Source organism: Bradyrhizobium sp. CIR18, from assembly GCF_014198295.1.
Lineage (GTDB): Bacteria > Pseudomonadota > Alphaproteobacteria > Rhizobiales > Xanthobacteraceae > Bradyrhizobium.
Genome location: NZ_JACIHF010000012.1, coordinates 244,768 through 264,084, shown reverse-complemented (window position 1 = coordinate 264,084; position 19,317 = coordinate 244,768). Strand labels below are relative to the sequence as shown.

The 19,317-nt window shown below is 64.5% G+C and carries 18 protein-coding genes; 5 read left to right on the top strand and 13 right to left on the bottom strand.

The genetic code is table 11. The annotated features are described in order from the left end of the window. Nucleotides 1-28 precede the first annotated feature (28 nt). The 3 genes from GGD65_RS30350 to GGD65_RS30340 all read right to left on the bottom strand — a co-directional run bounded on the left by GGD65_RS30350 (nt 29) and on the right by GGD65_RS30340 (nt 6,150). The gene (locus tag GGD65_RS30350) at nt 29-3,166 is read right to left on the bottom strand and encodes an efflux RND transporter permease subunit (protein WP_183237618.1); all 3,138 of its coding nucleotides are present in this window, start codon (nt 3,164-3,166) and stop codon (nt 29-31) included. A gap of 220 nt (nt 3,167-3,386) precedes the next feature. Beyond that, nucleotides 3,387-4,493, bottom strand: coding sequence for an efflux RND transporter periplasmic adaptor subunit (locus GGD65_RS30345; RefSeq protein WP_018323251.1), 1,107 nt, complete (start codon nt 4,491-4,493; stop codon nt 3,387-3,389). A gap of 313 nt (nt 4,494-4,806) precedes the next feature. After that, nucleotides 4,807-6,150: an MFS transporter gene (locus GGD65_RS30340; protein WP_183237617.1), complete on the bottom strand. Its 1,344-nt coding sequence runs from the start codon at nt 6,148-6,150 to the stop codon at nt 4,807-4,809. 78 nt (nt 6,151-6,228) lie between these two features. Here GGD65_RS30340 and GGD65_RS30335 point away from each other — a divergent pair, with 78 nt between their 5' ends. Further along, nucleotides 6,229-6,675, top strand: a complete 447-nt coding sequence (locus tag GGD65_RS30335; protein WP_183237616.1) for a DUF2809 domain-containing protein — start codon at nt 6,229-6,231, stop codon at nt 6,673-6,675. A gap of 90 nt (nt 6,676-6,765) precedes the next feature. Here GGD65_RS30335 and GGD65_RS30330 read toward each other — a convergent pair whose 3' ends face one another. From GGD65_RS30330 to GGD65_RS30320, 3 genes are all read right to left on the bottom strand, one after another. Beyond that, nucleotides 6,766-7,932, bottom strand: coding sequence for a winged helix-turn-helix domain-containing protein (locus tag GGD65_RS30330; protein ID WP_183237615.1), 1,167 nt, complete (start codon nt 7,930-7,932; stop codon nt 6,766-6,768). Nucleotides 7,933-8,059: 127 nt separating this feature from the next. Next, on the bottom strand, nt 8,060-8,314 hold the full coding sequence (locus tag GGD65_RS30325; RefSeq protein ID WP_026202897.1) for a hypothetical protein: 255 nt from the start codon (nt 8,312-8,314) through the stop codon (nt 8,060-8,062). A gap of 120 nt (nt 8,315-8,434) precedes the next feature. Next, nucleotides 8,435-8,680: a hypothetical protein gene (locus GGD65_RS30320; RefSeq protein WP_183237614.1), complete on the bottom strand. Its 246-nt coding sequence runs from the start codon at nt 8,678-8,680 to the stop codon at nt 8,435-8,437. Nucleotides 8,681-9,232: 552 nt separating this feature from the next. Here GGD65_RS30320 and GGD65_RS30315 point away from each other — a divergent pair. After that, nucleotides 9,233-9,874, top strand: coding sequence for an OmpA family protein (locus GGD65_RS30315; RefSeq protein WP_092261581.1), 642 nt, complete (start codon nt 9,233-9,235; stop codon nt 9,872-9,874). Between the two features lie 47 nt (nt 9,875-9,921). On the opposite strand, the gene GGD65_RS30310 is transcribed toward GGD65_RS30315, so the two are convergent. Continuing rightward, on the bottom strand, nt 9,922-11,352 hold the full coding sequence (locus GGD65_RS30310) for a phospholipid carrier-dependent glycosyltransferase (RefSeq protein ID WP_183237613.1): 1,431 nt from the start codon (nt 11,350-11,352) through the stop codon (nt 9,922-9,924). 51 nt (nt 11,353-11,403) lie between these two features. On the opposite strand from GGD65_RS30310, the gene GGD65_RS30305 reads away from it, so the two are divergent. Both GGD65_RS30305 and GGD65_RS30300 read left to right on the top strand, forming a co-directional pair. After that, complete coding sequence (locus GGD65_RS30305; RefSeq protein ID WP_183237612.1) at nt 11,404-12,105, top strand: FecR domain-containing protein; 702 nt, start codon at nt 11,404-11,406, stop codon at nt 12,103-12,105. Between the two features lie 2 nt (nt 12,106-12,107). Beyond that, entirely contained in the window at nt 12,108-13,262 is a 1,155-nt protein-coding gene (locus GGD65_RS30300) for a hypothetical protein (protein ID WP_179737106.1), read from the top strand. Nucleotides 13,263-13,377: 115 nt separating this feature from the next. Here GGD65_RS30300 and GGD65_RS30295 read toward each other — a convergent pair whose 3' ends face one another. The 3 genes from GGD65_RS30295 to GGD65_RS30285 form a co-directional block, all read right to left on the bottom strand. Next, nucleotides 13,378-13,866 carry a VOC family protein gene (locus tag GGD65_RS30295; RefSeq protein WP_183237611.1) on the bottom strand — a complete coding sequence of 163 codons (489 nt, stop codon included), beginning with the start codon at nt 13,864-13,866 and terminating at the stop codon, nt 13,378-13,380. Between the two features lie 41 nt (nt 13,867-13,907). Then, on the bottom strand, nt 13,908-14,336 hold the full coding sequence (locus GGD65_RS30290) for a VOC family protein (RefSeq protein WP_183237610.1): 429 nt from the start codon (nt 14,334-14,336) through the stop codon (nt 13,908-13,910). A gap of 117 nt (nt 14,337-14,453) precedes the next feature. Further along, nucleotides 14,454-14,966, bottom strand: coding sequence for a cupin domain-containing protein (locus GGD65_RS30285; protein WP_007606929.1), 513 nt, complete (start codon nt 14,964-14,966; stop codon nt 14,454-14,456). A gap of 128 nt (nt 14,967-15,094) precedes the next feature. On the opposite strand from GGD65_RS30285, the gene GGD65_RS30280 reads away from it, so the two are divergent. Continuing rightward, nucleotides 15,095-15,313, top strand: coding sequence for a CsbD family protein (locus GGD65_RS30280; RefSeq protein WP_183237609.1), 219 nt, complete (start codon nt 15,095-15,097; stop codon nt 15,311-15,313). 168 nt (nt 15,314-15,481) lie between these two features. Here the strand turns inward: GGD65_RS30280 and GGD65_RS30275 are convergent, their stop codons facing one another. Genes GGD65_RS30275 through GGD65_RS30265 form a run of 3 tightly spaced genes read right to left on the bottom strand, consistent with a single transcriptional unit; the run spans nt 15,482 to nt 19,317 of the window. After that, nucleotides 15,482-15,946, bottom strand: coding sequence for an FKBP-type peptidyl-prolyl cis-trans isomerase (locus GGD65_RS30275; RefSeq protein ID WP_018323238.1), 465 nt, complete (start codon nt 15,944-15,946; stop codon nt 15,482-15,484). 60 nt (nt 15,947-16,006) lie between these two features. After that, nucleotides 16,007-18,298 (bottom strand): xanthine dehydrogenase family protein molybdopterin-binding subunit, encoded by a 2,292-nt coding sequence (locus GGD65_RS30270; protein WP_183237608.1) that lies wholly within the window; start codon nt 18,296-18,298, stop codon nt 16,007-16,009. Nucleotides 18,299-18,300: 2 nt separating this feature from the next. Beyond that, nucleotides 18,301-19,317, bottom strand: a complete 1,017-nt coding sequence (locus GGD65_RS30265; protein ID WP_183237607.1) for a xanthine dehydrogenase family protein subunit M — start codon at nt 19,315-19,317, stop codon at nt 18,301-18,303.

Here is a 19,317-nt window from a genome sequence, read left to right as displayed (position 1 = left end):
AGGACTCGTTGGTCAGCAGTCTTCTCATCTATTCAGCCGCTTCGGCAAGCGGAATTGCGCGCTGGTCATCGCTCCCATGCTGCGGCGCGGCAGGTTGCTCGGGGGTACCCGCCTCGTCCAGGCTCTTCCTGAACCACAGCGCGTAGAGGCCCGGCAGGTACAGCAGCGTCAGGAAGGTCGCGACGAACAGACCGCCCATGATCGTGATCGCCATCGGGCCCCAGAAGGCCGAGCGCGACAGCGGGATCATGGCGAGGATGGCTGCCAGCGCTGTCAGCACCACCGGACGGGCGCGGCGGACGGTTGCCTCCACGATCGCCTCGCGCCGGGTCAGGCCATGCGAGACGTCGGTCTCGATCTGGTCGACCAGGATGACCGTGTTGCGCATGATCATGCCGGCGAGCGCGATCAGGCCGAGCAGCGCCACGAAGCCGAACGGGGCGTTGGCGACGTTGAGCCCGAAGGAGGCGCCGACGATGCCGAGCGGCGCGGTCAGGAACACCAGGATCAGGCGCGAGAAGCTCTGCAGCTGGATCATCAGCAGCGTCAGCATCACCATGACCATCAGCGGGAAGAGGACGAAGATCGAGGCGTTGCCCTTGGCGGATTCCTCGAACGCGCCGCCCGGCTCGATGCGGTAGGCCGGCTCGAGGTGGTCCTTGATCGCCTTCAGCTTCGGCGTGATCTGGCCCGTGACGTCGGGCGCCTGCACGCCGTCGACGACGTCGGAGCGCACGGTGATGGCCATGTCGCGGTTGCGCCGCCACATGATCGGCTCCTCATGGGCATACTCGATCTTGGCAATCTGCTGCAGCGGCACGGCAACGCCGTTGCGCGAGGTGATGGTGAGATCACCGACGCCGCCGAGGTCGAGGCGCTCGGACGGAATCGCACGGGCGACCACGCCGACCTTCTCGATGCCGTCGCGCACGGTCGTGACCTGCGAGCCCGAGATCAGCATCGCGAGCGCCTGGGACACGTCCTGCGGGGTAAGGCCCATGGCGCGGGCGCGGTCCTGGTCGACGACGAGCTTGAGGTAGGGCGACTGCTCGTTCCAGTCGAGCTGGACGTCCTTGACGCTCTTGTTCTGCCGCATGACGTCGCGGACCTGGTAGGCGATCTCGCGCACCTTGTTGGCGTCGGGGCCGATCACGCGGAACTGCACGGGGAAGCCGACCGGCGGGCCGAAGTTGAAGCGGTCGACGCGGACGCGCGCCTCGGACAGCATGCCGTCCGCAACCGCGTTCTCGATCTTGGCCTTGACGCGCTCGCGCCCCTCGACGCCCTTGGCAACGATGACGATCTCGGCAAAGGCCTCGTTGGGCAGCTGCGGATTGAGGCCGAGCCAGAAGCGGGGCGAGCCCTGGCCGACATAGGACGTATAGGTCTCGATATCCTTGTCGTCCTTGAGCAGCGTCTCGGCCTTCTTCACCGCCTTTTCGGTGACGTTGAAGGCGGTACCCTCAGGCAGGCGCAGCTGGAAGAACAACTCGGGCCGCTCCGACAGCGGGAAGAACTGCTGCTGGACATGGCCGAAGCCGACGACCGAGGCGATGAAGACGCCGACAGTCGCGACCACCACGGTGATGCGGTGATTGACGCACCATTGCACGATGGCGCGCAGGCCCCGGTACATGCGGGTCTCGTAGACCGCGTGCGGATCGTGGTTGTGGTGCGCCTTCATCTCCGGCAGCAGCTTGACGCCGATATAGGGCGTGAAGATCACCGCCACGAACCAGGAGGCGACCAGCGCGATCGCCACGATCCAGAAGATGCTGCCGGCATATTCGCCGACGGCGGAATTGGCAAAGCCGATGGGGAGGAAGCCAGCGGCCGTGACCAGCGTTCCCGTGAGCATCGGAAACGCGGTAGATTCCCAGGCAAAAGACGCCGCGCGCATGCGGTCCCAGCCCTGCTCCATCTTCACCACCATCATCTCGACCGCGATGATGGCGTCGTCGACGAGCAGGCCGAGCGCGATGATCAGCGCACCCAGCGTGATGCGGTGCAGGTCGAGCGACATCATGTTCATGACGACGAAGACGATGCCGAGCACCAGCGGCACCGACAGCGCGACCACGATGCCGGTGCGCCAGCCGAGCGCCAGGAACGAGACGAACAGCACGATGACGAGGGCTTCCATGAAGGAGTGCACGAACTCGCCGACGGCGTGCTCGACCACCTTGGGCTGGTCGGCAATCAGCTTGACGTCGACGCCCTGCGGCACCGCCTTCATGAACTCGGCCGTCGCCTTCTCGACCTCCTTGCCGAGCTCGAGGATGTTGGCACCCTTGGCGGTGACGACACCGATGCCGATCGCGGCCTTGCCTTCCTGACGCACGACGAAGCTGGGCGGATCGACATAGCCATGGGTGACGGTGGCGATGTCACCGAGGCGGAACACGCGGCCGTTGCTCTCGACCGGCGTCTCCGCGACGGCCTTGGCGCCGTCGAGCGCACCGGTGACGCGCAGCGGCACGCGCTGCGAGGAGGTTTCCACCGTGCCGGCCGGCGTCACGTTGTTCTGCTTGGCGAGCGAATCGAACAGCGCCTGCGGGGTGATGCCGAGGGTGGCGAGCTTGGCGTGGGAGAACTCGACGAAGATGCGCTCATCCTGGTTGCCGTAGACGTCGACCTTGGTCACGCCGGGCACCTTGAGGAGGCGCTGGCGGAATCCCTCCGAAACCTTCTTGAGCTGGGCATAGTCGGCGCCGTCGCCGGTCATCATGTAGAGGATGGAATCGACGTCCGAGAACTCGTCATTGACGACGGGTCCGAGGATGCCGGAGGGCAGCTGGCCCTGCACGTCGACCAGCTTCTTGCGCAGAAGATAGAACAGGTAAGGCACGTCCTTCGGCGGCGTGGAGTCGCGGAAGGTGACCTGGAGCGCGGTGAAGGCGGGCTTGGAATAAGTCTGCACCTTCTCGAAATAGGGCAGCTCCTGGATCTTCTTCTCGATGGGATCGGCGACCTGGGTCTGCATCTCCTGCGCGGTCGCGCCGGGCCAGATCACGGAGACGTTGACCACCTTCACCGTGAAGAACGGATCCTCGGCGCGGCCGAGCTTCTCATAGGAGAAGAAGCCGGCGACGCCGAGCACGATCATCAGGAAGAGAACCAGCGTCGGATGGCTGACGGCCCAGGCCGAAAGGTTGAAGCGCTTCATCGCTCTCTCCGAAAAGACGATCCAATTGCCAAAAACGACAGCCACTCTGTTCAGGCCGTCGTCGCGAGGCAGCGAAGCAATCCAGGGGGCTGGGCAGATTCTGGATCGCTTCGCCGCTTCAGCCTCCGCTTAGGGACAAAGGCCGAAACTCACCTCACACGACGTAACTCGACTTCTTCTGTCATTCCGGGGCGCCCGCAGGGCGAACCCGGAACAGGAACTAGAAAGACAGCGACGACACGACCCGCACCCGCTGGGCCGGATCGAGCTTCTGCACACCGAGCGCGACGATCTTGGCGCCCTCTTCCACACCGCCGGTGATGACGACGTCGTTGCTCTCGTAGGACTTCACTGCCACCGGCTTCAGTGTGAGCGCACCGTTGTCGTCGACGACGTAGAAGGACGGCTTGCCGCCTTCGTTGAACAGCGCCGACAGCGGCAGCCGCGCAACGCGCTCGGTCGCGGCGTCCGACAGCGTCAGCGTCGCGGTCATGCCGAGCGCGACCTTGTCGTCGGCCTCCGGCAGCGAGAACTTTGCAAGATAAGTACGCGTGGCCGGATCGGCCGTCGGCGCGATCTCGCGCAGCTTGGCTGTATACTTCTTGTCCGGCTCCGACCAAAGGGTGACGCTGGCGACGCCCGACTTGGCGCGTCCGACCAGCGTCTCAGGGATCGCGACGACCGCTTCCTTTTCGGCAAAGCGGGCGACACGGATCGAAGCCTGGCCCGCGGAGACCACCTGGCCGGGCTCGATCAGCGTTGCAGTGACGACGCCTCGGGCGTCGGCAACGAGCGTCGCGTAGGAAAGGGAATTCTTGGTCAGCTCGACCGAGCGGACCGCACGATCGAGGCGCGCACGGGCCTCATCGGCAGATGCCCGGCTCGAATCCAGCTGCGCGTCGGTGGTCCAGCCCTTGGCCTTCAGATCCTTGGCGCGCTGCTCGGCAGCGGCGGCCTGGGCCAGCACGCCGGTCGCGGCGGTCTGCTCGGCGACGGATTGCTCGGCCTGGAGCTTCAGGTCGACCTCATCGAGAGTGGCGAGCGGCTGGCCGATTTCGACGGTCTGGCCGACTTCCACGAGCCGCTTGGCGACCTTGCCGGCGACGCGGAAGCCGAGGTCGCTCTCGATCCGGGGCCGGATGGTGCCGACGAAGCTGCGCTCCGGCGTCTCGGCATCATAATGGGCGGTTGCGACCAGAACCGGCCGCGGCGGCTCGGCTTTCTCGGCGACGGTGTCATTGCACCCGGCAAGGCTAGCCGCCATCAGGGCCAACGACACACCTGCCAACAGCCTGGAATAGCTCGACAAAACCGACCGGACGAACATCGAAGGACACTCCTGCATCTCGAATGAGAGGAATGTCGACTAATCACTGATAAAAGTCAATAATCGTCAGTCATCAGGAATGCGTGATCGTTAAGAGGTAGTAGCGAGGCGGAGATTGTTGTCAGGAAGGTCCCATCGTAGGGCTAGACAGAGGCGATGAGCCTGGATGGAGCGCAGCAGGCCTCAGCTCAGACGGCGTAGGGTGGGCAAAGGCGCGCTAGCGCCGTGCCCACGATCTCTCAGTTGAGGATCACAATAACGGTTAGGTGGGCACGCTTTCGCTTTGCCCACCCTACGAGACTGGTCGCTCGGCTTACCGCCCCTGCCCGGCGAACTCGTGCTTGCTGTCGTGGCCGCCGACGAACACCAGGATGCCGGCGATCAGGGGCAACACGGCGAGCACGAGCAGGCCGGTTGAGGTCTGGCCGGTGGCTTCCTTAACCCAGCCGATCAAATAGGGCCCGCCGAAGCCAGCGAGATTGCCGATCGAGTTGATCAGGGCGATGGCGCCGGCGGCCGCGGTGCCGGAGAGCCAGGCGGTCGGCAGCGTCCAGAACACACCGAAGCAGCAGAACACGCCGATCGCGGCCACCGTCAGCACCACCATCGTCATGGTGGGATCGGTGAGGTAGCTGGAGACGGCGAGCGCGACGGCAGTGAGCAGCAACGGCGCGCCGACATGCTTCACGCGCTCACGCGTGGCATCCGAATGCCGCGCCCACAGGATCATGGCGATGGTGCCGAACAGATACGGGATCGCGGTGACGAAGCCGGTCTGCGCGTTGGTCAGCCCGAACGCCTTGACGATCTGCGGCAGCCAGAACTGCATGCCATAGAGCGCGCCGACGAAGCCGAAATAGATCAGGCTGAGCGCGATCACCTTGGGCGAGGCCAGCGCCTCGCCGAGCGAGAAATGCTTCACCGCCTGCTTGGCGGCGATTTCCGAATCGAGCTTCGCCTTCAGCCACGCCTTCTGCTCGGTCGACAGCCAATCCGCCTTCTCCGGCTTGTCGGTGAGATAGAACCAGGTGACGATGCCGAGCAGCACCGAGGGGATGCCCTCGATGATGAAGAGCCACTGCCAGCCCTTGAGGCCCATCACACCGTCGAGCCCGAGCAACAGGCCCGAAATCGGCGCGCCGATCACGGTCGACACCGGCACCGCGATGGCGAAGGCCGCAAGGAAACGGGCGCGATATTCGGCCGGATACCAATAGGTGAGATACAGGATGATGCCGGGGAAGAAGCCGGCCTCGGCGACGCCGAGCAGGAAGCGCAGGACATAGAAGCTCGTGACGCCGCTGACGAGCGCCATCAGAGCGGAGATGATGCCCCAGGTCACCATGATGCGGGCGATCCAGCGGCTGGCGCCGAACTTCTCCAGCGCGAGATTGCTCGGGACCTCGAAGATGAAATAGCCGAAGAAGAAGATGCCGGCACCCCAGGAAAAGATCAGCGGCGTGAACTTCAGCTCCGCATTCATGGTCAGCGCAGCGAAGCCGAGATTGACGCGGTCGAGATAGGAGAAGAAGTAGGCCAGCACCAGGAACGGAATCAGGCGCCAGGAGATAGCGCGGATCGTCGAGGTCTCGATTTCCGACTTGTTAAAGTTCTTGGCCGCGTCGGCGGAACCGGCATAGGTCGTGGTCTGGCTCATGGCTTTCCCCAGGGTTGTTGCTTTTATGGGCTGATTGCGGTTTTCAGCATCGCGGGCGAAGAGTCAATGGAGCGAGCAATGCACGGGACGCAGCCGGATAAACCTGTTGCGCTGTTACGGACATCGCTGATCCGCGCCGCCCTCGCGCTCGCGGTGATCGTCTGCGGGCTGTCGCTGCGCTGGTACGGCTTTCCGCTCGGCCTGCCCGCCTTCGTCGTGAAGTATGGCGGCTCGCTGTTGTGGGCGACGATGGTGTTTCTGCTGGTCGGGGTTTTGCTGCCCCGGCTCACCCGGACTCAGATTGCGGCGATCGCCCTGGTCATCGCGGTGGTGGTCGAATTTTCCCGACTGGTGCATACGCCATGGCTCGATGCATTCCGGCTGACCACGGCCGGCGCACTGCTGCTCGGGCGCATCTTCTCGCTGTGGAATCTGGTGGCGTACGCGGCGGGGATTGCGTTCGGCGTCTGGATCGATCGGCTCGCCACGACGCACGCTCTCGTAGGGTGGGCAAAGGCGCCCTAGCGCCGTGCCCACGTCTTCTCATCAAATAGGCAGAGGTGGGCACGCTACGCTTTGCCCACCCTACGAGACCGACGCCGTGGCAATCAGCCTTCACTCCGCCAATTGAAACCGCTCGAAGCGATCAAGCTCCTCCTCGATCACGCGCTTGAGCTCCTTGCGCCCCACCGTCTTCTTGCCCTGCCCGACCCAGGTCCATTTCTGCATCAGCAGCTTCTTCGCCTGCCGGTCGGTCTTCAGATCAAGTGCGGCGATGATCTCGTCGCCGACCAGTACGGGTAGCGCAAAATAGCCGAGCTTGCGTTTGGCCTTCGGCACATAGGCCTCGAACAGGTGGTTGTAGCCGAAGATGAGACTGGTGCGCTTGCGCTGGATGATCAGGGGATCAAACGGCGAGAGGATGTGGACGAGATCAGGCGAGACCGCCTCGCCGTTCATCTCGAGCGCGGCGGGCGCTGCCCAATGCTCCTGATTGCCGGCGCCGTCGATCGCAACAGGCACGAGCTCGCCGCGGCGGACGCGGGAGGCGATCAGGCCGGCCACCGCCTTCTTGCGCGGCGCGTCGAGGTGGCAGATCGAATCCAGGCTCACCACGCCCTGCGACCGCAGCGCGCGATCGAGCAGATAGGTCGTAATCTCCCTGGCTGAGGCTGGCCTCGGCAGCGTGTCCCAGCCGAAATGCCGCGTCATCAGCTCATAGGTCTTGAGCATGCCCTGCCGCTCGCTGATGGTCACGGCGCCGGTATAGAAGGCGAGCTGCAAGGCCCGCTTCGAGGGCTTGCGGCTCTGCCACAGATGCTCCTTCTCGGTGAGCACGTCGTCCTCGATATCGCGGATCGTCAGCGGCCCGGCGCGCACCAGCCGCATCACCTTGCGCGTGTCGGCGGGCTTCACCGAGGCGAACCATTTGTGCCCTTCGCGGCGATGCTCACGCATCGCCGGCAGGAAGAAGCGGAAGTCGCCGGCGGGTACGTAGGAAAGCGCGTGCGTCCAATACTCGAACACGCTTCTGTCGACGCTCTGGGCGTGGCGCAGATCGGCGCGGCGATAGGACGGGATACGGCTGAACAGGATGTGGTGATGGCAGCGCTCGATCACGTTGATGGTGTCGATCTGCACATAGCCGAGATGAGCGACCGCGTCCGCGACGGCCTGCGCTCCCTCGCCGAACGGGGCGCGCTCATCCAGCCGCTGGGCATGCAGCCAGATCTGCCGGGCCTGTGTCGTGGTGAGGTGGAGCGGTTTGGGCGCGCGTGACATTGCGGGGAGGAATGTAGCGGGATTCGCGCCAAGAAAAAGAAGAAGAAAAAGAAGACCTCGAGGCAGCAGTCAAAAAAACCGCGCTGCCATCTGCTGACAGCGCGGCCGGATGCGGGGCGCCTCGCGCCTACTTCATCGTCATCGCCTTCTGCGACTTCATGTAGTGCATGCAGGCGCTCTTCATCTTGCCGTTGCTCATGTCCGTGTTGGCCATGGCCATTTCCTTGTTCGCCGCCATCTTGGCCGGCGTGTCGGGCGTACCGCCCATCATGGCTGCGGACTTCATCATGTTGTCCTTGGTGCACGCCATCATCGCGGCGGACGCGGGGGACAGCGAAAGGGTGAACGCGACAAAGGCCGCAAACGTGAGCAAGATCTTCATCGAAAAGTCTCCTCCGTAAAACAAAACCGGCGTCATGCCGGCCTTCGCAATTACGCATTCTCTCGCGCTGACGTTTCGCGGAGAAGACAATTTTCTTGCTGCGGTGCGAAGGCGGAGGGCCTAGCGGCCATCCTTCGGGATCTTGGGCCGGTCCCCGAGGCTGCCGGTGGCGACCTCCGGCTCGCACAGGGCCTTGCCGCGCCCCTCCGCCTGGCAGCGATAGACGCTGCCGGTGAGGCGGTCGACCAGCCACACGTTCTCCTCGGTCGGCGCTTCGAGCCCGACATAGCGGGAGGTCAGCCCCGTGATCAGGGTCGACAGCAGGATCGCCACCGCGATCATGGCCGCACCGATATAGATGGGCATTGAGCTCAGGGACACTGTTCGATCCGGCGGGCCGCTGCGATTGAAGTAGTCACGCTGATAGTCACTTGGCCTCGGCACTGGACGGAACTCGGCTCCTTCATTCGGCAATTGGCGGGGGCAAATCCTGCTAGGCGCGCATCTGGCCGATTTCTTGTTCGCGGCCGGGCCGTGCGGCGACGGCTTTGCGACGATCGGTGTGCAAAGGTTACCCCCACGCCTGCCGGCCCTCGCCGGCGCCGGAACCTTTGGCCAGCACCTCCCCACCGGCATGGAAGGAATGAGCCTGCTCGCAGCGTGATTTCAATCACACGGGGGATTGCCGCCGTTTGAACCCACGCGGCGGAGGATGCGACCACTGCTATTGGGACCATCGGCCCCACCCGCGGAGCAGCCGCGAAACGCGCCGGTTCACCGCCCGGGACGCGGAGAAACACCCGAAAATGAGCCTGAGAGCGTTGTCGCCACAGTGACCAAGATCACATCAGGGCTTTTGAACCCGCCCTATGCTCGCAGCATCAAATCGCTATCAGGCGTAACAACGAGGATACGACAATGACCCGTTTTGATAAGTTCTTTGGACTGAAGGCGATAACTCTCTCCGCCGCGCTGTCGATGACGGCGGGCCTGGCTTTGGCCGGTGACAACAATGTCTCCACAGGCCAGATCCTGGATGCACTGAAGCCGAAGCCGGCGACCCGCGGCCTGTCCGCCGGTCCGCAGACCGATCCGGCGGTGCAGGCCAAGGAATCGACATTCCTGAATACGGTACGCAACCGCTCGACCCGGTCGCTCTCGACGGGCGAGCGCGAGCAGATCGCCGAACTCGCCGCGACCAAGCCGAAGATCGACCTGGAGATTCAGTTCGACTACAACTCGGCCGATATCGCCAAGACCTCGATGACCTCGGTGCAGGCGCTCGGCAAAGCCCTGTCCGATCCGGCGCTCAAGGGCTCGACCTTCGTGGTCGCCGGCCACACCGATGCGACCGGCGGCGAAGAGTACAATCAAGGGCTCTCCGAACGGCGCGCCGACACCATCAAGAAGTACCTGGTGCAGAACTACGGCCTCAACGCCACCGATCTGGTCACCGTCGGCTACGGCGAGACCAAGCTGAAGGATACTGCCAACGGTGCCGACCCGGTCAACCGCCGGGTCCAGGTCGTGAACATGGACACCAAGACCGCATCGAAGTGATCTCTAACTGATCCATACGCCGCCTGCCGCCCCGGCAGGCGGCGATGTCATATCCAGCTCTGGAACAGCATCAGCCGGCCGAAGCTCCGCATCGACGTGCCGATGAAGGCCGCAGAGATCGGCAGCATGACCGCAAAGCCGATCGCGGCGACACCGACATAGGCCCACAGCAGCCAGCGCGGCAGGCCGTCCCGGCGCAGCACATAGACCAGCGCGAGCGACGCCGCGGTGGCGGCCGGCATATAGTAGTAGATGAACCCGAGCGTACGCGGCAGCAATGCCCATGCAAGCCAGGGACCGAAATAGAACGCCGCGATCAGGAACGCATCCCACCGGCGCAGCACGATGAAATCGCGCAGCACGAGCGCGAGTGCGAGCAGAGCCGGCCACAACACCAGCGGATTGCCGAGCAAGACGATTGCGGAGACGTTGTCCTCCCCCGTCTTGTCGAACAGGAACCACACCGGGCGCGCGAGCAGCGGCCAGGATGGCCATGCGCTCATATAGGTGTGTCCGGCGATCGCGGTCGTGGTGTTGTCGGCGAAAATCCGGCGCTGCGCCTCGATCAGATCCGGCAACGACACGCCGTAGAGCGGAACGAAAGCCGCCAGATAGGCCACGCCTGGCAAGACGGCGAAGCAGAGCGCGACGTGGTGCAGCCTCAAGCCGGGCCAGAGGTCCGGCCGATACCAGTCGTCCGGCTTCGCGTCGGCGAACAGCGTGCGCCAACCCTGCATCAGGCGGATCACCGCGACGATGAGGATGCAGATGCCGAGCGGAAACAGGCCGCTCCATTTGCAGGCTGCGGCAAGACCGAACAGAGCGCCCGCGAATGCGAACAGTGCATGCGGTCGCTCCCTGCGAAAGCCATGCATGAAGGCGGCGGTCGCGAGCAGACCGAAGCCGAGCGCAAAGATGTCGAGCATGGCGATGCGCGCCTGCACGTAGAGCATCTGATTGAAGGCCGCGATCAGCGCGGCGGCGATCGCCGGCCCTTGCGCTGCGAACAGCGCGAGGCCGCACAGATAAATCGCGACGATGGCGAGTGCGCCGAACAATGTCGCAGGATAGCGCCAGCCGAGCGCGTTGTCGCCGAAGGCCGCGATCGAGGCCGCGATCAGCTCCTTGGCCAGCGGCGGATGCATCGGATTGAGCATCGGCTGCGACATCGCCGGTGCCAGCATCTGCCGCGCCGCCGGCACGTAGTGCACCTCATCGAAGACGAACTTCTCCGGCGTCGTCAGTCCGATCAGCAGCGCGAGATGGGCAGCTAGGAAAATAGCGACAGCAATCACTGCGCTTCGCGACAATCTCGGAACTGCAGACCGTTCAAGCAGCTGCTGTGGGGATGCTTTGCGTGGCAAATTTGCGTCACCGCGGACAAAAATAAGGATCGCGGTTTTCATTGAACGCATTCCGCCGCGGCTGTCACTAAGCATAACGCACGTCCCGCGCCGCTTGTGATAATTTCGCCACATCAGAAGCGCGCGCGATCCGGTACGATCAGGGGCACATCGATCGGTTGTGAAATGAATTTGCGTTTCTGGCTTTTTCCCGCCCTGTTGTCGGCCGCATTGTGCGCGGCGCCCGCTGCGCTGGCGCAGACGCGCGTCGGCGAAGCCGTCGTGATCCAGAACGAAGTGGTCCGCGTGGCCGCGGCCACCACGCCGATCTCTGTCGGCGACAGCATGCTGCGCGACGAGACCGTGCGCACCGGGGCCGACAGTGCCGCGCGCTTCGTGATGGCCGACAGCACCAATTTGTCGCTCGGCCCCAGCGCCACGCTCAAGCTCGACCGCACCGTCTTCAACGACGAGCACAGCTATCGCGACGTCGCGATCCGCATGACAACAGGCGCATTCCGTTTCGTCACCGGACATTCCGAGAAGACCGCCTACAAGATCACGACGCCGCTTGCGACCATCGGCGTGCGGGGCACCACGCTCGACATCCTCTCGCAGCGGGGACGCTCTGTCGTCGTGCTTCAGGACGGCGCGGCCAGCGTCTGCACGACGAGCTCACAATGCGTGCAGCTCACCCAGCCGGGCGACACCGCAATCATCACATCGACCGGCGGCAAGGTCAGCATCACCAGGACCAACACGCCGCCCTGGACCTTCGCCGCCAACTGCGCCGCAAGTGCCGGGCTATGCGCGGTGAACCAGTATGCCGGCGCCTCGCCGACCATCACGCCCTCCGTCCAGGACGACGGCATGCTGTGCGGGCGCTGACGATGGCGGAATTCAACTTTCGGCTCTTCGCCCTCACCGGCCTGCTGACCGCGGCCGCTGCACTGGCATTTGTCGCGCTCGACATTCGTCCCGCCGTAGCTCAAGCGACCTGCGAAATCGGATGCGGCGAGCCGACGCCCTACCCGACCTATTCACCGTCTCCGACGCCGACATATTCGCCCTCACCCTCACCCTCCCCTTCGCCGAGCCCCTATCCTTCGCCGTCGCCGAGTCCATATCCGTCGCCGAGCCCGACACCGACCGGCGCCGATTCCAGCGGCAATTCGATCGGCGGCCTCGCGGGCCAGCGCTTCAACCAGATGATCACCAACCGGGTGCTCGGCACGGTCCTGCTCGGCGTCAACGAGCAGATCAATTGCAGCGACTGCATCAGCGCGTTCGGCTCGGCCGGCTCGTTCTCGGCCGGCATCCACGGCCGCAAGGAGCTCACCAACAATCTGTCGCTGCTCGCCGGCATCGCCTACACGCACTACAACGAGGGCGGCTACAAGATCACGAGCGCGCCGATCGGCGCCTTTGCGCTCCGCTACGACTTCACCGACTGGGGATCGTCACGTCCGTTCTTCGACGTCGGAACGATCCTGACGCCCTGGGAGAAGGCGCGCTACACTCGCAGCTACAACACCAGCCTCGGCCCGGTGAGCGTGACGAGTTCGACCAACGCTTCGAACTACGCGGTCTACGGCCGCGCCGGCTGGATAAGCCGCCTCTCGCCGCGCGACGAGGTCGCGGCTTCGATCGAAGTCTGGCAGCTCTGGCAGCGCGTGTCCGGCTATAGCGACAATGCCGTGGCCTTCAACCCGTTCGACGCCACCATCGCGACCGGCACCGACCGCACCAGCCTGGTCAAGATCGGCGGCCAGTGGACGCATCTGTTCGGCAGCAACGTCGAGACCAACATCAATGGCGGCTGGGTGCAGTCGTTTGCGAGCCACAGCGGAATCGTCGCCACCGTGACCGGCGACGGCGTGGTGGTGCCGACCATGGGCAACCAGGGCTGGTTCGAATATGGCGGCCGGCTCGGCTTCCGCGTGCAGAAGGGCTGGGTCGTGGATCTCTTCGCCAACGGCACTCTGGGTCCGCAGCCGGTCGGCAACACCATCCACGGCGGCGTGGGGCTGCGGATCAATTACTGAGGCAGCTTCGTAGGGTGGGCGAAGCGAAGCATGCCCACCACTTCTCTCCACCGGAGACGGATCGTGGGCACGGCGCAAGAGCGCCTTTGCCCACCCTACGGCACCTGTGTCGTCGTCACGCCGCCGACTTGCCCTCGAACGCGCGGCGCAGCGCGTCGACGTCCAGCTTCACCATCTTCATCATTGCCTGCATCGCGCGCGCGGCCGCTGCCCTGTCCGGGCTCGACAGGAATTCGAACATCACCTTCGGCACGACCTGCCAGGCCACGCCCCAGCGATCCCGGAGCCAGCCGCATTGCTCTTCCTTGCCGCCATCGGCGAGGAACGCATTCCAGACGCTGTCGACCTGGGCCTGGTCGTCGCAATGGATCATCAGCGAAATGGCGTGGGTATATTCCATCTTCATCCCGCCATTGAGCGCGACCAGCGGCTGACCGGCGACCGTGAACTCGACGACAAGCACGGAGCCTTCCTTGCCGGAGGGGCCGTCCGAAACATTGCGCTGAACGTGCGTGATCGCCGAATTCGGCACGAGCGAGACGTAGAGCTTTGCGGCTTCCTCTGCATCGCCGTTGAACCACATGCAGGGTACGACCTTGGACATCGTGAATGCTCCTCGTTGGTTTAGCGTTCGACGGACTGCGATCAGGCATTCGCCATGGCGGGCTGCGGAGGGACAGCCGCCATGTCCAGCCAGTTCACACCCCACATGTGGCCATCCGGATCCTCGAAGCTGCGGCCGTACATGAAGCTGTATTCGTCCTTCGGGCTGGGATCGGCCACCCCGCCCGCCGCCTCTGCCTTGCCGACAATCGCGTCGACCTCGTCGCGGGTGTCGGCGGACAGGCAGAACAGCGCCTGGTTCGAGGTCTTGGCATCTGCGATCGGCTTCGGCGTGAACTGGCGGAATTTGTCGTGGGTCGCCAGCATCACGTAGATGGCCTCGGAAAAGACCATGCAGCTCGCCGTGTCATCGCTGAATCGCGGGTTCCGGGTCGCGCCGACCGCCTCATAGAAGGCGGTCGCACGTTTGAGGTCGGTCACGGGAAGATTGAGGAAGATCATCCTGGGCATCGGAAGCTCCTTGGGCGGGTTCTGCCCAAGGACGGACTGCAGGGGGCCTACCCGACACGGCTTCCGAATATTTTTTCACCCCCCGGAGACGATCGCGCCTCCCACGGCAGGGCGGTCTTACTTCTTCTCGTTCGGATCCCGGTGGATGGGGTCGACCCACAGCACGGTCTCGGGCTTCTCGACCGGCTCGATGTCGAGGTTGATCGCCACTGCCTCGCCGTCACTGCGCACCAGCACGCATTCCAGCACCTCGTCCGGGCTGGCGTTGATCTCCTGATGCGGCACGTAAGGCGGCACGAAGATGAAATCGCCGGGGCCGGCCTCGGCGGTGAATTGCAGGCTCTCGCCCCAGCGCATCCGCGCCTTGCCCTTCACGACATAGATGACGCTTTCGAGATGGCCGTGGTGGTGTGCACCGGTCTTGGCATCCGGCTTGATGCTGACGGTGCCGGCCCACAATTTCTGGGCGCCGACGCGCGCGAAATTGATCGCGGCCGCGCGGTCCATACCTGCCGTCGACGGCACGTTGGTATCGAGCTGGTTGCCGGGAATGACGCGCACGCCGTCATGTTTCCAGCGATCGTCGTGATCGTGGTCATGGTGGGAATGCGAATGGTCATGGCCGGTCATGGGACTTGCTTTCTGTTGGTTCCGTGCGCGGCAACCTAACCCGAAGCCGCACTCGCGAGCCATGCCAAAATCGGAACCCTCGTAGCTGCGGGACGTTGTCTTTGCGAGCAAAATGGATGGAGAGTTTCATGGGTAGCACGACCGACAAGATCAAGGGTAGCGCCAACGAAGCGATCGGCAAGGCCAAGCAGGGCATCGGCGAAGCCACCGGTTCCGAACGCATGAAGGGCGAAGGCGTGGTCCAGGAAGTGAAGGGCAAGGGCCAACAGGCCATGGGCGATGCCAAGGACGCCGCAAAGGATGCGATCGATCGCGCGGCGGCCGGGGCAAAGCGCGCGACGGAATAGCGCGCGCAGGACTGAACGCGAAAAGACCGGCCGAAAGGCCGGTCTTTTTGTTCGTGTCGATTATCTCCGTCATGGCCGGGCTTGACCCGGCCATCCACGTCTTAGCAGCACGAAGAAAGAACGTGGATGCCCGCGACAAGCACGGCCATGACGACGTGGAGACGTCAGTTATTTCACCGCCAGCAATTCGACGTCGAACATCAGCGTCGCATTCGGCGGGATCACGCCGCCGGCGCCGCGGGCGCCGTAGCCGAGCTGCGGCGGGATGATCAGCGTGCGCTTGCCGCCGACCTTCATCGAGGCCACGCCCTCGTCCCAGCCGGCGATGACACGGCCCTTGCCGATCGGGAATTCGAACGGCTCCTTGCGATCGACGGAGCTATCGAATTTCTTGCCCTTCTGACCGTTCTCATAGAGCCAGCCGGTATAGTGCATCACGCAGATCTGGCCGGGCTGCGGCGAGGCACCGGTGCCGACGGTGGAATCGATGATCTGCAAGCCTGAAGCTGTGGTCATGGTCTTTCCTGCGGTCTGGGCCGAGGCCGTGGTGGAAACGAAATGCGACACGCCCGCGATCACCGTGATCGCGAGTGCCGACATCAGGGTGAGGAGCGCGCGCTGGAAACGCTGCATAAGGCACCTTCCGTTTGAGGCGGAAGGTGTCTAGCGCAACGCGGGTGCGGTTTCCACCCCTCACACCTCGATATTTTCCAGCCGAACCGGGAGCTTGCGGATGCGCTGGCCGGTGGCATGGTGGATCGCGTTGCAGATCGCGGCATTGGTGCCGACATTGGCGAGCTCGCCGAGGCCCTTCACGCCGACCGGATTGATGCGGTCATCCTGCTCGGAGAGCAAAATGACCTCGACGCCGGCGACGTCCGCATTCACGGGCACGAGGTAGTCGGCAAGATTGTCGTTGACGTAGCGCGCATTGCGCTCGTCGATTTCGGTGGCCTCGAGCAGTGCCGAGGACATGCCCCAGATCAGTCCGCCCATCAGCTGGCTGCGCGCTGTGCGCGGATTCATGATCCTGCCAGCCGCAAACGCACCGACGAGGCGAGGACAGCGGATTTCGTGGGTGAAGCGATTGACACGGACCTCGACGAACTCGGCGCCGAACGCATAGGCGATCTGGTCTTTCATGGCGTGACCACCAACGAGCCGCACCTGCCCGTTGTGCATGGCGCGGAAGGAATCCAGCGGCGCGCCTTCCGGCTTCCACTCGCCATATTCCTCGACGACGCCGACACCGAGCGCATCGAAGGCCTTCTCGATGTCCAGCGGACGATCGCCCTTCGCCGCTTGCGTGGCCGGCGTCTGGCCAAGACCCACGGTCTCCTTGGCCCGGTCGGTCAGGCTTTGAGCCGGCATCGCGGCCTTGAACAGGCGCTGGCGAATCTGATCGCACACCATCATCACCGCCGAGCAGGTGCTCGCGGTCGAGTTCGAGCCGCCGGCAACCGGCGCCGGCGGCAGATCGCTGTCGCCCATGAAGACCGCGACCTTCTCGAGGGGCACGCCGAGGCGCTCGGCCGCGGTCTGGGCGATGACCGTATAGGCGCCGGTGCCGATCTCGTGGCCGGCGATCTCGACCCGGGTCCGGCCGTCGCGCTGAAGGCGCACGCGCGCGGCCGACGGTCCCATCTGCGTCGGATAGCAGGTTGCGGCACAGCCATAGCCGATCAGCCAGTCGCCTTCCGACATCGATTTCGGCTGCGGCGAGCGCTGCGCCCAGCCGAAGGCCTTGGCGGCCTCGTCGAAGCACGCCATCAACGAGCGCGAGGTGTAGGGCTTGCCACCGATCGGCTCGTTGGTGGTGTCGTTGATGCGCCGAAGCTCGACCGGATCCATGTTCAGCTTGACCGCGAGCTCGTCCATCGCGCTCTCCAGCGCAAACAGATACGGCACCTCCGGCGGCGAGCGCATGAAGCCCGGCGTGTTGCGGTCGGCACGCACGATCGACACCAGGCTGTCGACGTTCGGGCAGGCATAGAGCCGCGTCGTCGTCTTGGTGCCGCCGACGCAATAGGCGTCGGCGCGCGAGGAGACCTCGGCGCCCTCATGCCTCAAAGCCAGCAGCTTGCCATCCCGGTTTGCGCCAAGCTTGATCTCCTGGCGCGTCTCGGCACGGTGGGTCGTAATGGTGAAACCCTGATCGCGGGTCGGGACCAGCTTGATCGGGCGGCCCAGGCGCTTGGCGATGCCGGCGATGATGGCGGTCCGCGGCGTCATCGAACCGCGCGAACCAAAGCCGCCGCCGACATAGTGATTGACCACGCGCACCTTGTCGGCGTCGATGCCGAGCTGCTCGGCGACGCCGTTCTTCAAGCCATAGACGAATTGGCTGCCTTCGTAGATGACGAGATTGTCGCCCATCCAGGCGCAGCTCGTCGAAAACAGCTCCATCGGATTGTGGTGCTGCGTCGGCGTGTCGTAGGCGGCGGTCAGCTTGACCTCGGCCGCATCGAATGCCTTGGCGAAATCGCCGACCGCGGGGTCTTCCTTGAACTGCGCGTTCTGGCCCTTGGCGGCGGCCGTGGTCGTTCCCGGCGAGTCGAAGCTCGCGCTGGGCGCGGTGGCGGTGTAGCTGACCTTGACACGATTGGCGGCTTCGCGCGCGGCCTCGTAACTCTCCGCGACAATGACAGCGATGATCTGGCCGTCATGGGCGATGTCGGCCGACTTCAGCGGCTGGATCGTGGTCCCGGCATAGCCGCCATTGCTGAACAGCTTCGACTCCTTCAGCTTCGGGGCGTTCTCGTGCGTGACGATCTCGATCACGCCGCGGACGCCCTTGGCGTCATCGAGATCGAAATGGTCGATGCGCCCCTTGGCAATCGCACTGGTGACCAGGAATGCATAGGCCGGATTGTCCAGCGGCATGTCGGAGGCGTAGGTCGCCCGTCCCGTCACCTTTGCAGCCGCATCATAGCGCGGCACGGGCTGGCCCATATTCGCCCTGGGCGAGGGAGCTGCAGCGGTCATGATCAGATCTCCATCGTTACGGCCTGCTGGAGCGCGCGCACCACCACGCGCTTGCCGAGCGCGATCTTGAAGCTGTTGTGCCGGCGGCCGCGGGCGTCTGCAAAAGCGGCATCAGCGACGCGTTGCGCCAGAGCTTCGTCGAACTTTTGTCCCTTCAGCAGCGCCTCCGCCTCGCGCGCCCGCCAGGGCATGGTGGCGACGCCGCCGAGCCCGACGCGCACATCCCGGATCGTGCCGTCCTGCACGTCGAGCGCGATCGCAGCCGAGGACAGTGCGAACTCATAGGATTGCCGGTCGCGCGCCTTGAGATACACCGAGCGCGGCCAGCGTCCCTGGATCGAGAAGGCCGAAATCAGCTCGCCGGGCTGAAGCGTGGTCTCGATATCCGGGGAGTTCCCCGGCGCCTTGTGCAGCTCCGCGAACGGTATGCTGCGCGTGCCGGCCCTGCCCGTGATCTCGACCACGGCATCGAGGGCGATCAACGCCTGCGCGAAATCGCCGGGATAGCTCGCAATGCACTGATCGGACGTGCCGAGCACGGCATGCATGCGGTTGACGCCGTCCATGGCGGCGCAGCCGGAGCCGGGATTGCGCTTGTTGCAATTCTCGTAGGAGACGTCGCGAAAATAACTGCAACGCGTCCGCTGCATCACGTTGCCGCCGAGCGTTGCCATGTTGCGGAGCTGGGCGCTGGCGGCGAGCTTCAGGGAATTGGCGATCACCGGATAATTGCGCTGGATCTCGGCATGGCCCGCCACGTCGGACATCTTTGCGAGCGCACCGAGACGTAATCCGTCGTCCCGAGGCTCGATTGCCGACCAAGCCTGCGCGAGCGGATTGATATCGACGATCGCGGCGGGCCGCATCACGTCCAGCTTCATCAGATCGATCAGCGTGGTGCCGCCCGCAAGCGGCTGGGCTATCGCCTGCGACAACGGATGGTTGGCTGCTGCGGCGGCGCTCAGCGCCTGCACGGCCATGTCAGGGTCTGTTGCCCGCTGATACGAGAAGGGTCGCAT